Annotated in this window: 14 protein-coding genes and 1 pseudogene; 6 read left to right on the forward strand and 9 right to left on the reverse strand. The window is 63.2% G+C overall.

The features are described from left to right. Positions 1–132: 132 nt before the first annotated feature. Positions 133–663, forward strand: a complete 531-nt coding sequence (locus AB4Y97_RS18520; protein WP_442000525.1) for a gamma carbonic anhydrase family protein — start codon at positions 133–135, stop codon at positions 661–663. Positions 664–730: 67 nt separating this feature from the next. Here the strand turns inward: AB4Y97_RS18520 and AB4Y97_RS18525 are convergent, their stop codons facing one another. Continuing rightward, positions 731–1408: a transglutaminase-like cysteine peptidase gene (locus tag AB4Y97_RS18525; RefSeq protein ID WP_442000526.1), complete on the reverse strand. Its 678-nt coding sequence runs from the start codon at positions 1406–1408 to the stop codon at positions 731–733. A 310-nt stretch (positions 1409–1718) separates the two neighbouring features. Here AB4Y97_RS18525 and AB4Y97_RS18530 point away from each other — a divergent pair, with 310 nt between their 5' ends. Together AB4Y97_RS18530 and AB4Y97_RS18535 are read left to right on the forward strand one after the other, a co-directional pair. Next, positions 1719–2537, forward strand: coding sequence for a rhomboid family intramembrane serine protease (locus tag AB4Y97_RS18530; protein ID WP_442000527.1), 819 nt, complete (start codon positions 1719–1721; stop codon positions 2535–2537). A 134-nt stretch (positions 2538–2671) separates the two neighbouring features. Continuing rightward, entirely contained in the window at positions 2672–3103 is a 432-nt protein-coding gene (locus AB4Y97_RS18535) for a CBS domain-containing protein (RefSeq protein ID WP_442000528.1), read from the forward strand. Here AB4Y97_RS18535 and AB4Y97_RS18540 read toward each other — a convergent pair whose 3' ends face one another. The 4 genes from AB4Y97_RS18540 to folE form a co-directional block, all read right to left on the reverse strand. Then, positions 3104–4111 carry a patatin-like phospholipase family protein gene (locus AB4Y97_RS18540; RefSeq protein WP_442000529.1) on the reverse strand — a complete coding sequence of 336 codons (1008 nt, stop codon included), beginning with the start codon at positions 4109–4111 and terminating at the stop codon, positions 3104–3106. A 96-nt stretch (positions 4112–4207) separates the two neighbouring features. Next, entirely contained in the window at positions 4208–5332 is a 1125-nt protein-coding gene (locus tag AB4Y97_RS18545) for an MFS transporter (protein ID WP_442000530.1), read from the reverse strand. Positions 5333–5512: 180 nt separating this feature from the next. Further along, positions 5513–5923 carry a phosphoribosyl-AMP cyclohydrolase gene (gene hisI, locus AB4Y97_RS18550; RefSeq protein WP_442000531.1) on the reverse strand — a complete coding sequence of 137 codons (411 nt, stop codon included), beginning with the start codon at positions 5921–5923 and terminating at the stop codon, positions 5513–5515. A 208-nt stretch (positions 5924–6131) separates the two neighbouring features. Further along, the gene (gene folE, locus AB4Y97_RS18555; protein WP_442000532.1) at positions 6132–6764 is read right to left on the reverse strand and encodes a GTP cyclohydrolase I FolE; all 633 of its coding nucleotides are present in this window, start codon (positions 6762–6764) and stop codon (positions 6132–6134) included. Positions 6765–6917: 153 nt separating this feature from the next. Here folE and AB4Y97_RS18560 point away from each other — a divergent pair, with 153 nt between their 5' ends. From AB4Y97_RS18560 to thrS, 3 genes are all read left to right on the forward strand, one after another. Next, entirely contained in the window at positions 6918–7364 is a 447-nt protein-coding gene (locus AB4Y97_RS18560) for an iron-sulfur cluster assembly scaffold protein (RefSeq protein WP_442000533.1), read from the forward strand. Next, on the forward strand, positions 7365–7694 hold the full coding sequence (gene yidD / locus AB4Y97_RS18565) for a membrane protein insertion efficiency factor YidD (RefSeq protein ID WP_442000534.1): 330 nt from the start codon (positions 7365–7367) through the stop codon (positions 7692–7694). A 74-nt stretch (positions 7695–7768) separates the two neighbouring features. Continuing rightward, on the forward strand, positions 7769–9781 hold the full coding sequence (gene thrS / locus AB4Y97_RS18570) for a threonine--tRNA ligase (RefSeq protein WP_442000535.1): 2013 nt from the start codon (positions 7769–7771) through the stop codon (positions 9779–9781). Positions 9782–9842: 61 nt separating this feature from the next. Here the strand turns inward: thrS and AB4Y97_RS18575 are convergent, their stop codons facing one another. The 4 genes and pseudogenes from AB4Y97_RS18575 to AB4Y97_RS18590 form a co-directional block, all read right to left on the reverse strand. Continuing rightward, positions 9843–10517 (reverse strand): BON domain-containing protein, encoded by a 675-nt coding sequence (locus tag AB4Y97_RS18575; protein WP_442000557.1) that lies wholly within the window; start codon positions 10515–10517, stop codon positions 9843–9845. A 231-nt stretch (positions 10518–10748) separates the two neighbouring features. Then, positions 10749–11156, reverse strand: a pseudogene (locus AB4Y97_RS18580) (CBS domain-containing protein); the annotation flags it as partial. Positions 11157–11276: 120 nt separating this feature from the next. Then, positions 11277–12155, reverse strand: a complete 879-nt coding sequence (locus AB4Y97_RS18585; protein WP_442000536.1) for a hypothetical protein — start codon at positions 12153–12155, stop codon at positions 11277–11279. Positions 12156–12172: 17 nt separating this feature from the next. Then, positions 12173–14626, reverse strand: coding sequence for a YfhO family protein (locus AB4Y97_RS18590; protein WP_442000537.1), 2454 nt, complete (start codon positions 14624–14626; stop codon positions 12173–12175). Positions 14627–14793 lie beyond the last annotated feature (167 nt).

A 14793-nucleotide genomic window follows, 5' to 3' on the forward strand; every position in this document is an offset into this window, starting at 1 on the left:
GGCTCATGAAAAATGCTCTTTCTTTTTAAGATTATTGAAGAGACGCATTTTCCACCCCAAAGGCCGGTGGTCACTTCTGCTGAAAAAGCTTTAATCTGAAACGTCAGCCCGTTTCCCCTTCCGGATCTGAAGATGCCGATCTACAGCCTCGACGAACGCGTTCCCGTCCTGCCTGAGCCGGACCGGTTCTGGATTGCGCCGGATGCCCATGTGATCGGCAGCGTGCGCCTCGGATGCGATGTGGGCATCTGGTTCGGAGCCGTATTGAGGGGCGACAACGAGCTGATCGATATCGGCGATGCCACGAATATCCAGGAAGGGGCCCTCCTGCATACGGATCCGGGCGCGCCTCTGAGTATCGGCGCCGGCTGCACGATCGGCCACCATGCCATCCTGCATGGCTGCACAATCGGCGGGAACTCGTTGATCGGGATGGGGGCGACGATTCTCAACCGCGCGCGCATCGGCGCGAATTCCATCGTGGGCGCCAATGCGCTCGTGACGGAAGGCAAGGAATTTCCGGACAATTCGCTGATCGTCGGCGCTCCGGCGCGGGCGATCAGGGTTCTCGACGAGGCCGCCATCGAGCGGCTGCGCGCTGCCGCGCAGGGCTATGTGGAAAATTGGAGGCGCTTCGCGAAGGGCTTGAAGCGGATCGACTGACCCGCTTCGCTTTTTATCGACGCATCGTTCTTGCGAAGAACTGGGATCCGCTTCTCCGCAAGATGCCTTAACGGTTCGCCGTCGTCGTCGGCGAGGTGACTCCGCCGAGCGAGACCCAGCCGGCCACGTTCTGGCTTTCCCGCTTGATATAGACGTAGCCGGTCCGATCCCACGGCAGGACCGCGGAGGTCTTGTTGTCGAGGACGTAATCGCCCTGGCTGGTGCGAATCGTCAGCACAGCATGGCCTTCGCCCAGCTCGTCGATCACGACGGTCATGCGCATGGCGCGGCGGGGCAGGCCGTTCTCGGCCAGGATGCGGCGCTTGAGAAGCTGAAAGTCCTCGCAATCGCCCTTGCCGTCGTCGGGAAAGCTCCAGATGTCGACGACGCCCCAGTGATCTATGTCGGTCACGGCCCTGATGGTCGAGTTCACGCGCTGATTGACGGAGGTGATCAGCTTCCAGACCTGGGGCGTGAGTTCGATGGTCTGCGCCTCGGCCGTATTGACAGCGCATTCCGACGGGTAGCGTTCACAGAACTTCACCCAGCCCAGGATCGGCTTCGCTTTGCCTGCGTCGCCGATCGATTGACCCGCCGGTGGAAGAGAGGCCAGAGTCTGCGCCTCGGCCAAGGATGCCGGGATCAGCAGGGAGAGGCTGAGAACGGCAGCGTGGACGATTTGAGATGAAATAACAGATTTCGCAGTCTTGCCGAAGAAGAAATTCTTAAAAAGGCTCTGCCTCATGCCCCACCAGCCGGTTAATGTTCTTTTAACCAAACTGACACGGTCGGATTCGAGGCTCAAGCAGAAAGTAAAAGGTGAGTTAACGCGTCGCGCCCCCCATCGGTTCCATTATGGTTAACAAAAATATCAACCAAGGTTGCGACGGCAGCTAAGCCTTTGTAACGGCTCGCTTTCGAACTTACATGTGAGGAACGTTAGGGCAACTCCTTCTTTCGTGTCGAACAGCACAAAAGTTGATATTAGTCATTTGCGCCGCGGAACGGTCCGCCGGGCCGTTGGTCACGTGGCCGCTTTATGCAAAGCTTCCCTCATGTCTCAGAACCTCGCCCGGCCGGCCCGTGAACCGATCCTCAACATCCCTGCCGTTGTTGCCTTGAGTATTGGCGGCCTGATCGCCATTCACGCGCTGAGACAGTTTCTGCCGGAGGATACGGACTTCAGGCTCATCATCGATTGGGCCGTGATTCCGGCGCGCTGGTCGGTCGCCTATGGCGGGGTTGAGCCGCAGGAGGTTCTGGACGCGTTGCGGCGAGCGACACCGGAAGGCGAAGCCTCCGCGCTTTTCGCCTTGGCGCAGTTCGTCTTGCAGGATGGAGAAGGCAGACCCTGGACGGGATTGACCTACGCCTTGCTGCACGGCTCCTGGGCCCATGTGCTCATCAACAGCGTCTGGCTCGCCGCTTTCGGGACGCCTATCGCAAGACGATGCGGGGCGGGGCGCTTCTTCCTGCTGTCCGCCGCCTCGGCGATCGGCGGGGCCATCTTCTATACCTACATGAATCCTCTTCAGACCCTGCCGATGATCGGCGCCTCGGCGGCCGTATCCGGCATGATGGCCGCGGCTTCATGGTTCATGTTCGCTCCTGCCGATTGGCTTGCCGAGGGGCGTCTGCCGCATCCGCATGAGAGGCCGCGCGAGAGCCTGTTCGACATCGTCCGCAACCGCCAGGTTTTGATCTTCCTCGCGGTCTGGTTCGCCGCCAATTACCTCTTCGGCTTCGTCCAGCCCTTCGGCGTCACGGATGCGAGCATCGCCTGGGAGGCCCATATCGGCGGATTTGTCGTCGGATTGGTGCTTTTTCCCTTGATCGACCCGCTTCCGGCCCGCCAAACCCGTATCTCTGCTTGAAAAGGACGAGGTTTCGCCGGATCATCCTTCTGCCGAGGCTGAGTTCGCTCTCATCCCTTATGGATAGCGGTTGCCATCGGCCTTGCGGGTGCGGGGAAGGAATGAGGCGCCGCATCCGCTCAACGGAGGCGAGTATGTCCGTCAATCGTATCCTTTCGACCAAGGGCCGCAACGTCGCCACGATCGATCCGAAGAGTACTTTGGGCGAGGCTGCCCATATCCTCTCGGAGAGGAAAATCGGTGCGCTTCTGGTCAGCGACGGAACGCGGCCCGTCTCGGGAATCATCTCGGAGCGGGATATTGTCCGAGCCGTTTCCGCCCATGGGGCCAAAGCTCTCGATGAGCCGCTTTCCCGTTTCATGACCGAGAAGGTCGTCACCTGCACGAGCCGCACCGCCATCAAAGAAGTGATGGAATCCATGACGAACGGGAAATTCCGCCATGTCCCGGTCGTCGAGAACGGAGCGCTCGTGGGGATCATCTCGATCGGCGACGTGGTGAAGTTCCGGCTGGCCGAGATCGAGGCCGAGACCCAGGCGATAAAGGATTACATCACCACCGGCTGATCAGACGACCTGCGACTCCCGGATCAACTCCAGGATATCCGGCACGGCGCGCTCGGTTGCCTGCCGCCCCAAGGCGATGGATTCCTCCGCCCGGTGGAATTCGAACAGGCCCATCTTGGCGAGCTTGGGGGCGATCATGATGTCGGGCGGATCGCCCGCCAACCGCGACCGGGCGATCCGGTCCTGCGTGATATTGAAGGCGTCGACCATGACCGTTGCAATGCCTGGCGCATTGGGCTTGCGCGGCTTGCTCGCAAGCGACGCCGAGAAGATGCCCCAGCGTTTGGGCTCGACCATCGCCTCCTCGATCTCCCGCTCGTCGCTGGCCTCTTCGGTATCGTAGGATTGAATGACGGTGCCGCGAATGCGGATTTCGCCGTTCAGATTCACGCAGATGACCAGATCGGCCCCGAGGGCGCGGGCGGCGGTGATCGGGATGGGGTTCACCAGCGCGCCATCCATCAGCCAGCGCCCGCCGACCAGCACGGGGTCGAACACGCCCGGCAGGGCGTAGGATGCGCGCATGGCCTGAACCAGAGGGCCGCGGGTCAGCCAGATTTCATGGCCGGACACGAGTTCGGTCGCGATCGTGCAAAATTTGATCGGAAGCGTTTCGACCTTCTGATTCGTGAGATCCTGATCGAGCAGGCGCTGCAGGCGCCCTCCCGCGATCAGGCCCGATCCGCTGATATGAAAGTCGAGCAGGCCCATGACCCGGCGTTTCGTCAGGGAGAGGGCGAAGGCTTCCAGCTCGTCGAGCTTGCCCGCCGCATAGCAGCCGCCGACCACGGCGCCGATGGAGCATCCGGCGATGACGTCTGGCACGATGCCGGCATCGCTCAGGGCGCGCATGACACCGATATGGGACCAGCCACGCGCCGCTCCGCCGCCGAGAGCCAGTCCGATCTTGATCCTCGTGCGGGAATCCCGCTCAACCGGTGCATGCATGTCGGTGGTGCCCCCGCCCCCTGACCCGGCGCTCCGCCGGGCGATGTTGTCCCACAACATGGCCGAACTCCCAGACCAGCCTTCTCTATGCCATGACCCCCATGAAGGTCCTATGAATAACGCACGACAAGCTTATCGGGTCGCTCGTCACAAAGGCTAACGGGGCGCGGGCTGGAGCACACGCCGGGACACGAGAATGATGGTCAAGGCGCAGAGAACGAGCAGCCCCAGCATGGCGCGCAGCCCGATGATGTCGCCTCCGAAACCGATGAGAGGCGGGCCGAAGAGAAGGCCTGCATAGCCGAGCGTTGCGACCATTGCGACACCCATGCTCGGCGGGATTCCGGGCGTTTCGCCCGCTGTGCTGAAGAGCACCGGCACCACATTCGCCAAACCCAGCCCGACGAGGGCAAAGCCGCTGGAGGCGATCAGGGGCAGGGGAACGGCGATGGCCAACACGAGGCCGGAGGCGGCCAGCACTCCACCCAGCGTGACGGTACGGACGCGGCCGAGGCTGCGGACGGCGAAATCGCCCATGAAGCGGCATATCGTCATGGTCAGGGAGAAGGCGGCAAAGCCGGTCACTGCCGTCTCAAGGGTCGCGCCGGCGACGGTCTGGAGGTAGATCGCCGACCAGTCGACCATGGCGCCTTCCACGAGAAAGCAGAGAAGCGTTAGGACGGCCAGCCCCATGATGGCGCCTCGCGGCAGGGCGAGACCATGCCCGCCGGTTGACCGCTCCTCCTCATTGATCGTGAAGAAGAACGCCGTCAGGAACAGCAGGCCCATGCCGGAGCAAGACAGAAGCAGGGTGGGGACAATGTCGAATCCCGCTGCGATCAAGGCTCCGGAAGCCGATGCCCCCATCAGGCCGCCGAGGCTGAAAAACGCATGGAAGGAAGACATGATCGGCTTGTTCCAGGCCCGCTCGACCACGGTGGCATTCGTGTTCATGGACACGTCCATGGCCCCATTGCAGGCGCCGGCGAGGAGGGAGGCGGCGATGAGCGTGGCGAGCGTCGGGGCAAGGCCGGGAAGGAGGAGCGTCCCCGCAAAGGCGAAGGCCGAGATCAGAACGACCCTTCCGCTCCCGATGAAGGCCGCGAGCCAACCGATGACCGGCATGAGAATGACGGCGCCGAGCCCGAAGGCAAGAAGCGCGAAGCTCAGTTCGCCATCGGACAGGCGGAGGGTCGCCTTGAAGCGGGGCAGTTGGGCAGCCCAGGTTCCGATGCCGAACCCGTTGCCGAAAAAGATGGCGCTCGTGGCTATCCGGGCCATGAGGAGGTCATGTCGTGTCATTCCGTGGCCCATAGCAGACCGATCCTGAACGATCACCTCCCCAGAAATGGATGACAGCCTGCCGATACCGGAGAGCAATCTTCACCTCTGCCCTGGGGGGAGGTGTTTGGTGCTGCCTTGCTCTCCTCCCCGCAAGGGGGAGGGAAGAGCCGCGCGCCCTCACCCGAAAGCGAGACGGGCCTTGCCGTCCGAGGCCACGACCTTGCGGTAGAAGCAGGAGCGGCGGCCCGTATGGCAGCAGCCGCCGTCGCCTGCGACATCGACCTTGAGCCACAGGGCGTCCTGGTCGCAGTCGATGCGCATCTCCACGACCGTTTGAATCTGCCCGCTCGTCGCACCCTTGTGCCAGAGCTCCTGCCGGGAGCGCGACCAGTACCAGGCTTCCCCGGTCTCGATGGTTTTCGCGAAGGCCTCGGCATTCATATGCGCGACCATCAGAAGCTCGCCGGTCCCGGCATCGGTCGTGACGCAGGTGATCAGGCCATCCGCTCCGAAACGGGGCGTAAGGGCTTCTCCTTCCTCCAGATCAGCCTTGGAGCCGGGGGCGGGGAAGGGGTGGGACGCGCACATGGGAAAGCCTCAACGGGAAGCGGGACGTCATGCCCCGATCAACTTTGCAAAACCCTCATCCTGAGGAGCAGCCGTCAGGCTGCGTCTCGAAGGAGATTCCAGTGTGTGCTGGAATCTCCTTCGAGACGGTCGCTGCGCGACCTCCTCAGGATGAGGGAACGGAGTTAAGCCAAGTCCTTCAAGGAATAGCCCGGAGCGGAGAACGCCCTCAAGCCTTACCGTGCCGTACCAGGGTGAGGAAGCGCACCTGTTCCGCCGGATCGTCCTTGAACGCACCGGTGAACTGGCTCGTCAGGGTCACCGCGCCCGCCTTCTGCACGCCGCGCATGGACATGCACATATGCTCGGCCTCGATCATCACCGCCACGCCGCGGGGTTCGAGAGCTTCCTCGATGGCCGTGGCGATCTGCGACGTCATGGTCTCCTGGGTCTGGAGCCGCCTTGCATAGACCTCCACGAGGCGGGCGAGCTTAGACAGGCCGACCACGCCCTTCGTGGGGTAATAGCCGATATGGGCCATGCCGTAGAACGGCACCATGTGGTGCTCGCAATGGGAATAGAAGGGGATGTCGCGCACGAGTACGATATCGTCGTAGCCCTCGACCTCGGCGAAGATCTTGTTGAGAACCGCGTGCGGATCGTCCTTGTAGCCGGAGTAGAACTCCTTGAAGGCCTTGGCGACCCGTTTGGGGGGATCGACCAATCCCTCCCGCTGCGGATCGTCGCCTGCCCAGCGGATCAGGGTGCGAACGGCGGCTTCGGCTTCCTCCCTGCTCGGGCGATCGGCATGCTTGTCGGCGACTGTGTCCATACGCGTGGACAAGGACTTAACCACATCCATGTGGAGCCTCTCCTTGAACTCTTTACCTTGGGAAGCTTGGCTGCTTCCACCATTTCATCCCATTCCGCTTGCAGGGTGACAAGGCCTGGGTCGCAGAAGTTGACCACCATGCTTATATTGGGGCAAAATCCTCCATGTCGACCGATATGGCTCATGCTGAACGAAATATATAACAGGCGCATCCTCGAACTCGCCGCCGATATCCCCCATCTCGGGCGGCTGAAGAGTGCGGATGCCAGCGCGACAGTCCATTCCAAGCTGTGCGGCTCGACCGTCACCGTCGATCTGAAGCTCGACGGTGACGTGGTGACGGATTTCGCCCATGACGTTAAGGCCTGCGCCCTCGGCCAGGCTTCCTCGTCGATCATGGGCCGCTGCGTGCTCGGCTCAACGGCCGGGGAATTGCGCGCGATCCAGGAGACGGCGAGGCTCATGCTGAAGGCCAACGGCGCGCCGCCCATCGGCAAATGGGCCGATCTCGAGGTTCTGGAGCCGGTGCGGGATTACAAGGCCCGCCATGCCTCGATCCTGCTGACGTTCGATGCGGTCGTCGATGCGCTCAATCAAATCGAGGCCCGGCGCGTCAGGGACGCGAGATAAATGCCAAGCCCCGTCCAGCAGGCGGCGCATCTTGCGATCAGGGGCTATCAGCTGACCTTGTCGGGCCTGATCGGCCGCCAGTGCCGCCATCTGCCGTCCTGCTCCGAATATACGGACGAGGCGATCCAAAGGCACGGCTTCTGGGCCGGCGGCTGGATCGGCTTCGCGCGGATCTGCCGCTGCGGTCCTTTCGGCACGTCGGGGCTCGATCTTGTGCCCGAAATATTGCCCGATGGTTCCGCCTGGTATAAGCCCTGGTCCTATGGTCGCTGGAGAGGCGTGAATGCCCCGGCGATCACCTGCGAGTCGGTCGAACCTGACGGCGGCTGACTTCTCTTCGTATCAACCCATCCGTCGGCCCCCGCTTACCTGCTCCGTTGGCAGGAGTGAGCAAGGAGAACCTTATGATTACTCTGACATTTCCCGATGGTGCTCAGCGCCAATACGCCCCCGGCACCACCGGCCGTGAGATCGTGGAGGGCATTGCCAAGTCGCTCGCCAAGCGCACCGTCGCCATGGCCCTTGACGGCACGGTCACCGATCTCTCCGATCCGATCACGAAAGACGCGAAGATCGAGTTCCTGAACCGCGAAGACCCGCGCGCGCTGGAATTGATCCGGCACGATGCCGCGCACGTGCTTTCTGAAGCGGTGCAGGAGCTTTTCCCGGGAACGCAGGTGACTATCGGTCCCGTGATCGAGAACGGCTTCTATTACGACTTCGCTCGCAACGAGCCCTTCACGCCGGAGGACTTCCCCGCCATCGAGGCGAAGATGCGCGAGATCATCGCGCGCGATAAGCCTTTCACGAAGGAAGTGTGGAGCCGCGACAAGGCCAAACAGGTCTTCAAGGATAAGGGTGAGACCTATAAGCTCCAGCTGATCGATGCGATCCCGGAGGGCCAGGATCTCAAGATCTACGCGCAGGGCGACTGGTTCGATCTCTGCCGTGGTCCGCACATGACCTCGACGGGCAAGATCGGCACCGCCTTCAAGCTCATGAAGGTGGCGGGCGCCTATTGGCGCGGCGATTCCAACAACCCGATGCTGACCCGCATCTACGGCACCGCCTGGACCTCCCAGGAGGATCTCGATGCTTACCTGAAGCAGCTCGAGGAAGCCGAGAAGCGCGATCATCGCCGCCTCGGCCGGGAGATGGACCTGTTCCATTTCCAGGAGGAGGGGCCGGGCGTCGTGTTCTGGCACCCCAAGGGCTGGACCGTGTTCCAGGAGCTGATCTCCTACATGCGCCGCCGCCTCAAGGGCGACTACCAGGAGGTCAACGCGCCGCAGATCCTCGACAAGGCGCTATGGGAAACCTCCGGTCACTGGGGCTGGTATCGGGAGAACATGTTCGTCACCAAGACCGAGGACGAGCGTGTCTTCGCGATCAAGCCGATGAACTGCCCCGGCCATGTGCAGATCTTCAAACACGGCTTGAAGTCGTACCGCGACCTGCCGCTTCGGCTCGCCGAGTTCGGCGCGGTGTCGCGCTACGAGCCGTCGGGTGCCCTGCACGGGCTGATGCGCGTGCGCGCCTTCACGCAGGACGATGCGCATGTGTTCTGCACCGAGGATCAGCTCGCCGCGGAATGCCTGAAGATCAACGATCTGATCCTCTCCACTTACGGCGATTTCGGCTTCGACAATATCGTCGTGAAGCTCTCCACCCGGCCGGAGAAGCGCGTCGGCACGGATGAGATGTGGGATCATGCGGAGGACGTGATGATGCGTGTCCTCAAGCAGATCGAGGAGCAATCGGGCGGGCGTATCAAGACCGCGATCAACCCGGGCGAGGGCGCCTTCTACGGGCCGAAGTTCGAATACGTGCTGCGCGATGCCATCGGCCGCGATTGGCAATGCGGCACCACGCAGGTCGACTTCAACCTGCCGGAGCGCTTCGGCGCCTTCTATGTGGATCATGACGGTCAGAAGAAGACGCCGGTCATGGTTCACCGCGCCATCTGCGGCTCCATGGAGCGCTTCGCCGGCATCCTGATCGAGCACTTCGCCGGGCATTTCCCGCTCTGGCTCGCGCCGGTTCAGGTGGTGGTCGCAACCATCACCTCGGACGGCGATGCCTATGCGACGGAAGTCGTGAAGGCAGCTGAGCGCGCGGGCCTGCGCGTCGAGGCGGATCTGCGCAACGAGAAGATCACCTACAAGGTGCGCGAGCATTCGCTCGCCAAGGTGCCGGTGCTTCTCGTGGTCGGCAAGAAGGAGGCCGCCGAGCGGACAGTATCGATCCGCCGCCTCGGCAGCCCCGATCAGAAGACCATGAGTCTCGACGAGGCTCTGAAAGCCCTCGTCGCGGAAGCCGTCACCCCGGATCTCAAGCGCGCGGCCGAGGCCGTGTCCGAGCCGGAAGGCCATGTGACACTCGACGGTCACCACGTGGTCGAGCGCACGCTCGCTTGATCGTGGGATGGTGGACGCCACGCCATTTCCCTCCCCGCAAGGGGGAGGGAAGGGCGCCGCTCTAACTCGTCTGACGCTGCCGGTTTTCCTTCCTCGTGGTCCGTCCATCGGGGGGCGAGCCGGCAGCATTTCCTTCCGTTCCGCTGCTGGGCACCGTCCCTGACGTCTTATCCTGCCGATACTCGCCGACGTGCAGGTTGTTCTGCACATGGGTGACGCCTGAAACGGATTCGGCCAGGTCTTCCGCCCAACGCTTCTCGCGGCGGTCGCGGACGACGCCAGTGAGCGTCACTTCCCGATTCAGAACGACAATCTCGATCTCCGAGGCATCGAGGCGGGAATCGTCGGTCATGCGCTCGTTGATATCTTCCCGAATACGCTCGTCCGAGCGCTGATAGTTGCGCGGGCCTTTGCCCCTATGCTCGCCGCGGCGCACCTCGCCCCGGCTGCCGGTGGCATCGTTGCCGAAGCGGGTATTGCCGGGGCCGCTGCCGTAATTGCTGTGGTCTCGCCTTTCATTGACGAGGCTCCAGGCGCGCTCGCGGCCTTGCATGCGATGCTCGCGCGCGGTGCTGTCGTCGCCGGGATGTTCCCAGTAGCCGGTTACGCTCGCGGTGCCGAACTGGCGCGGGCGGTAGCCGCCTCCGCCGGGGCCGGTGTCGTAGCGGTCGTAATCCTCGCCGTAATTCTGGTATCCATCGCCGCCGAACCCGCCGCGCATGAGCGGGTTGCGCATTCTCTCTCCGACAGGTCCGCCGGTGCTGCCGAAGGCGGCGCGTCTGTCGTCCTCGTCGCGGAACCGGAAGTCGTCCCGGCCCCGCTCATCCTCGCTGCGTCGGAACAAATGGCGCGAACGTGTTGGCCGATCGCGCTCCGCGTCCCGTCGCCGTTGGTCCAGATCGCGGCGCTCGTCGGCACTCAGATGTTCGGGACGCTGAAGCGGGATGCGCGAACGATCCGGTTCGGACGGCGTCGAGATGCGGTGAAGGGCCCGTGATGCGTCCTGCTCCCGTTCCTCCGCCAGGTCGCCCAGAGCAACGATGCCGACCAGATGCTTGTCGTGATCGACGACCGGGAGACGCCGGATCTGATGATCGCTCATGAGTTCGACGATGTGATCCACGTCGTCGTCGTCGAAACACCACCAGACATCGTCCGACATGATGTCCCGTACTGCGGTCTGATCCGGAACGAGGCCGACGGCCGTCGCGCGGACGGTGATGTCCCGGTCGGTGATCATGCCCTTGAGCCGCCTTCCGTCGCAGACCGGCAGCGAGCCGACATTCATCTCATCCATGAGCCTCGCCGCTTCGCGGATGGTCCGGTCGGGCGCGATCACGCGCACGTCGCGGGTCATGACGTCTGCAATCCTCATGAGCTTGCTCCCGTTATGGGTCGCCCGTGAAAGCTTGAAGCCTGAAGCCCGGCGCGACCGCTCGTCAGAGACCGGTCAATGCCGCGGAGAGGGAAAGGTTCAGGATATCCGGCCAGAAGATCAGGGCTTGGCGACGATCTCGATGTCCCGGTCGAGCCCGCTTTCCACCTTGAACTCGCGGGTATGCACCTTGCCCTCGTGCCTGGCGATCAGAACGTAGTCGCCTTCCGCCAGGGTTACGGAGGGAAATGCGCCGATGGCCTCGCGGATCACGTCGCCGCCGGGAGTCAGCACGCTGAAGGCCGTGCCCGCGAAAGCCTCGCCGCCTTCCGCCGCAACCAGCTTGAGGGTGACGGTCGCAGCCCGGTGGTTGAGGGTGGCTTCGGTCACCTTGCCCGTCTCGACCTTGAGATCCGCGCGCATGATGGCGTTGGCATCTCCATAGGTGGAGACCACGTGATAGGTGCCTTCCGGCAGGCGAATGACATCCTCCGCCTTGGCATTGGCAAGGACGAGGCGGCCTTCCGAGTTCGAGCCGAGGGGAACATAGACCGAGAAGGTGAGACGGCCAGGAGGAATCGGTGCATCCCCGACAGCCCCCTTCAGCTTGAGCGCTCCCGCGCTGATGACCAGACGCTCGGACAGATCGCCGGCCTGAATGCTGAGGCGCTTCGATGCGCCCGCGAAACCATAGGCCACGTGCACGATGTAGTTGCCCGGGGACAGGGTGAAGTTCGGCGTCGGGCTGCTGGATCTGGCAATGATGAGCGGCTGGGTCGTGTCGCCCTTGTCCTCATAGACACGCCAGACGAGACCCGAACGGATAGGCTGGTTGTCGGGAAAGGCCGCGCTGGCCGAAAGCGTCACCTTGCCGAGCGTGATCGGTGGCGGCTTCTGGGTCAGAGAGGGCGCCGCAGGTGTCTGCGCGGGCACGGCCGACGGGGCCAGAAGCGCCAGAAGGCACAGGACGGGAAAGGACGGTTTCACGAATCGATTCATCAAAAGAATGTTGGTTCTCACCGGGTTCGCGGCGCTTCGGCGGTTCTGATCGACCCGTCCTTCTTGCTCTTGAGGAGATCGGAGGCGGCCGCAACCAGATTTTCATAGGAAATCGGGCGAAAGTTGAATTCGATCCTGTGCTGACCCGCCGGAATTTCGACGCCCCGGAACAGGAGATTGGCCCGCAGGAGGGGTTTGCGCTCTCCGTCGACCGTCACTTCCCAACCGGGATAGTACACGTCGTGCAGCACGAGCACGCCGCCTTCTTCGGCGTCCACGTCGATGGTGACCGAGGTGCGCTGGTAGCTGACGATGCGTGCCCGGTCCTGCAGATCCTTCGGGCTCGCGCCCTCCGCCGATGAGGCATAACGCTCCTTGAGCAGTGGCATGCTGTCATCGTCGATCAGGGCCTCGCTCTGGCGATTGAATTCCGGCAACTCGTCCTGATCGAGCGCCGCTTCGGAATCCACCGGGCTGACCTCGTGCGCCACATAGACCCGTGGGCTCGATCCGTTCAGCCGATAGATCCACATCCGGCCCGTGCCATAGACCACCTCGGCGCCTGTCAGGCGAGGGAAGTGGCGCGGCATGCGCTCGATCGGCCGGTCGAGGACCAGGTATTCCAGCCCCAGAAGGCCGGCGAGCCGGCACTTGTAGCCCCGGAATGTCGCCGGGAAAGTGCGCAGGTTCGGGTCTTCCGCATTCTCGCCGGGGCCGATGGCACGCTCGTAATCGGCCAGACGCAGCGGATTGTACCCGATGATATCCTCGAGCTGCAGCACCATGGAGGCGTTCTGCCAGGGTCCGCCGAGGCCAAGAATTTCGACGCGCGGGTACTCGCCCTGGGCGTGACGGTCATCGAGCTCCCGCTTCAGGATCTGGAGTCCCTGAAGCTGCTCGGGCGGAAGCTGGCGGAAGACCGCGTAGCGCTCCGCCGGTTCCGCGTTGAGTGCCGATGCGGCGTGGCGGGAGACCAATTCCCCGCCGGTCAGTGCGATCAGCGCCACGGCTGCTATCTCGCGCCAGCGGAATGTGCCGCTGACCTTCGCCAGAAGGCCGATGGTGATGGCGGCGGCCACGAGGCTGGTTCCGATTTCGCGCATGGCCGATGCGCCCTGTCCGGCCCGCAGGGCGAAGACCATGGCGCTGGCGATGGCCGCGATCACGAGCGCGAGGGCGAGCATCGGCAGGAAGAGGTGGAGCTTGCCCAGGGCCGAACTGGTCCAGCGCGGAAGCCCGTCGGTGACATAGCGATGAACCAGATAGCCCACGGAGAAGGCGAGCATGATGTTGATCAGGAAGGTCGCATCTGCCGGACGGCGATAGAGGTCCACGCCGGGCATGTGATCGAAGATCACCTCGAATCCGGGCGTGTAGCGTCCCAGCGCGTAAAGGAGGGCGAGGATGCCGACCACGAGGAAGAAGCGGAATTCCTGCGCGAAGAGGCGTCCGGCGGCAATGCCGTGCCAGAGAAGCAGCAGGGCCGGAAGCGTTCCGATGAACAGGTAATTGGTCGCCCGGTCCGTCCAGGTGCCTTCGGCGAGGCTGTGCCAGTCTGGCCCCCAGTAATCGTAGGTCCAGCGCAGGGATCCGAAGACGTTGCCGAACAGGATCGTCGCCAGGCTCTCGGGAGGCAGAGAGCCCATCGCCGCAACGCCGAAACCGAAGGAAGGCCGTGTCGAGGTGGCCAGGAACTGCATCGTCAGGACGACGGGGACCGCCAGGAGCGCGCCGCCGATCACTGCGATGGAGGCGAGAAGGCCGAGGCGCGACTTGAGATAGGCGAGGGGCTGCGGTGCCGTCCAGATGCGGTATCCCGCGGCGGCGATCAGGGTCATGTCGCAGAGGAAGGCCACCTGATCCCGACCGATGGTCATGAGGGCGGCGACAACGGCGAAGAGGGCCCCGAAGCGATAGGACCGGCGATCCAGCGCCTCTTCTAGAAGGAGGAGCGCGAGGGGAAACCAGCCATAGCTGAGGATGATGCCGGTATGCTGGAGGCGTGCGCTCGCCGATCCGCCGAGAATGAAGACGATGGCCGCGACGACGGCTCCGGCCGGGTGCCAGCCGCGCCGCCGGAACAGGGGTACGAAAGCCAGCGCGCCGGGGAGGAAATGCGCGAAGATGACTGCATCGAAAAGCTGCATCGACGGCTCCGGCACGAGCCAGCCGAAGAGCAGCATGGTGGGCGTGAAGAGAAGCGATTGCGGATCGGCTGCCGAGGGATGGCCGCCGAAATGGTAGGGATTCCAGAGCGGTATTTCCCCATGGGCCAGGGCCGCGCCGAGATAACGCAGGGTCGGATAGAACTGGTTCTTCGAATCCCAGGGCACCACGGTGCCCGTAAGAGGCCAGATGAGAGCCGCGACCGCCCAGACGGCCAGGATCAGCGTCAAGGCAAGGATGGTCTGCCGCGTCGACCAGATGTCGGTCTCAGAAAGCCCGTCCGATACAGGAAGCGATATTTTCATTGTTTTTTGAAGCGGCTTTCCGCCAGTCATCCCCTAGGACAAGCCTAGAGCAGGAGACGATTCCGTAAAATCGTCTCCTGCTCTAGGTTCTTTGTTTGTGGCATCGTGTGGCCGCAAAACCGAATCCATTTTTGCGCACGATGCTCTAAAACACACGAGCCACTTAC

Origin of the sequence: Microvirga sp. 2TAF3, assembly GCF_052114965.1 — a bacterium.
Lineage (GTDB): Bacteria > Pseudomonadota > Alphaproteobacteria > Rhizobiales > Beijerinckiaceae > Microvirga.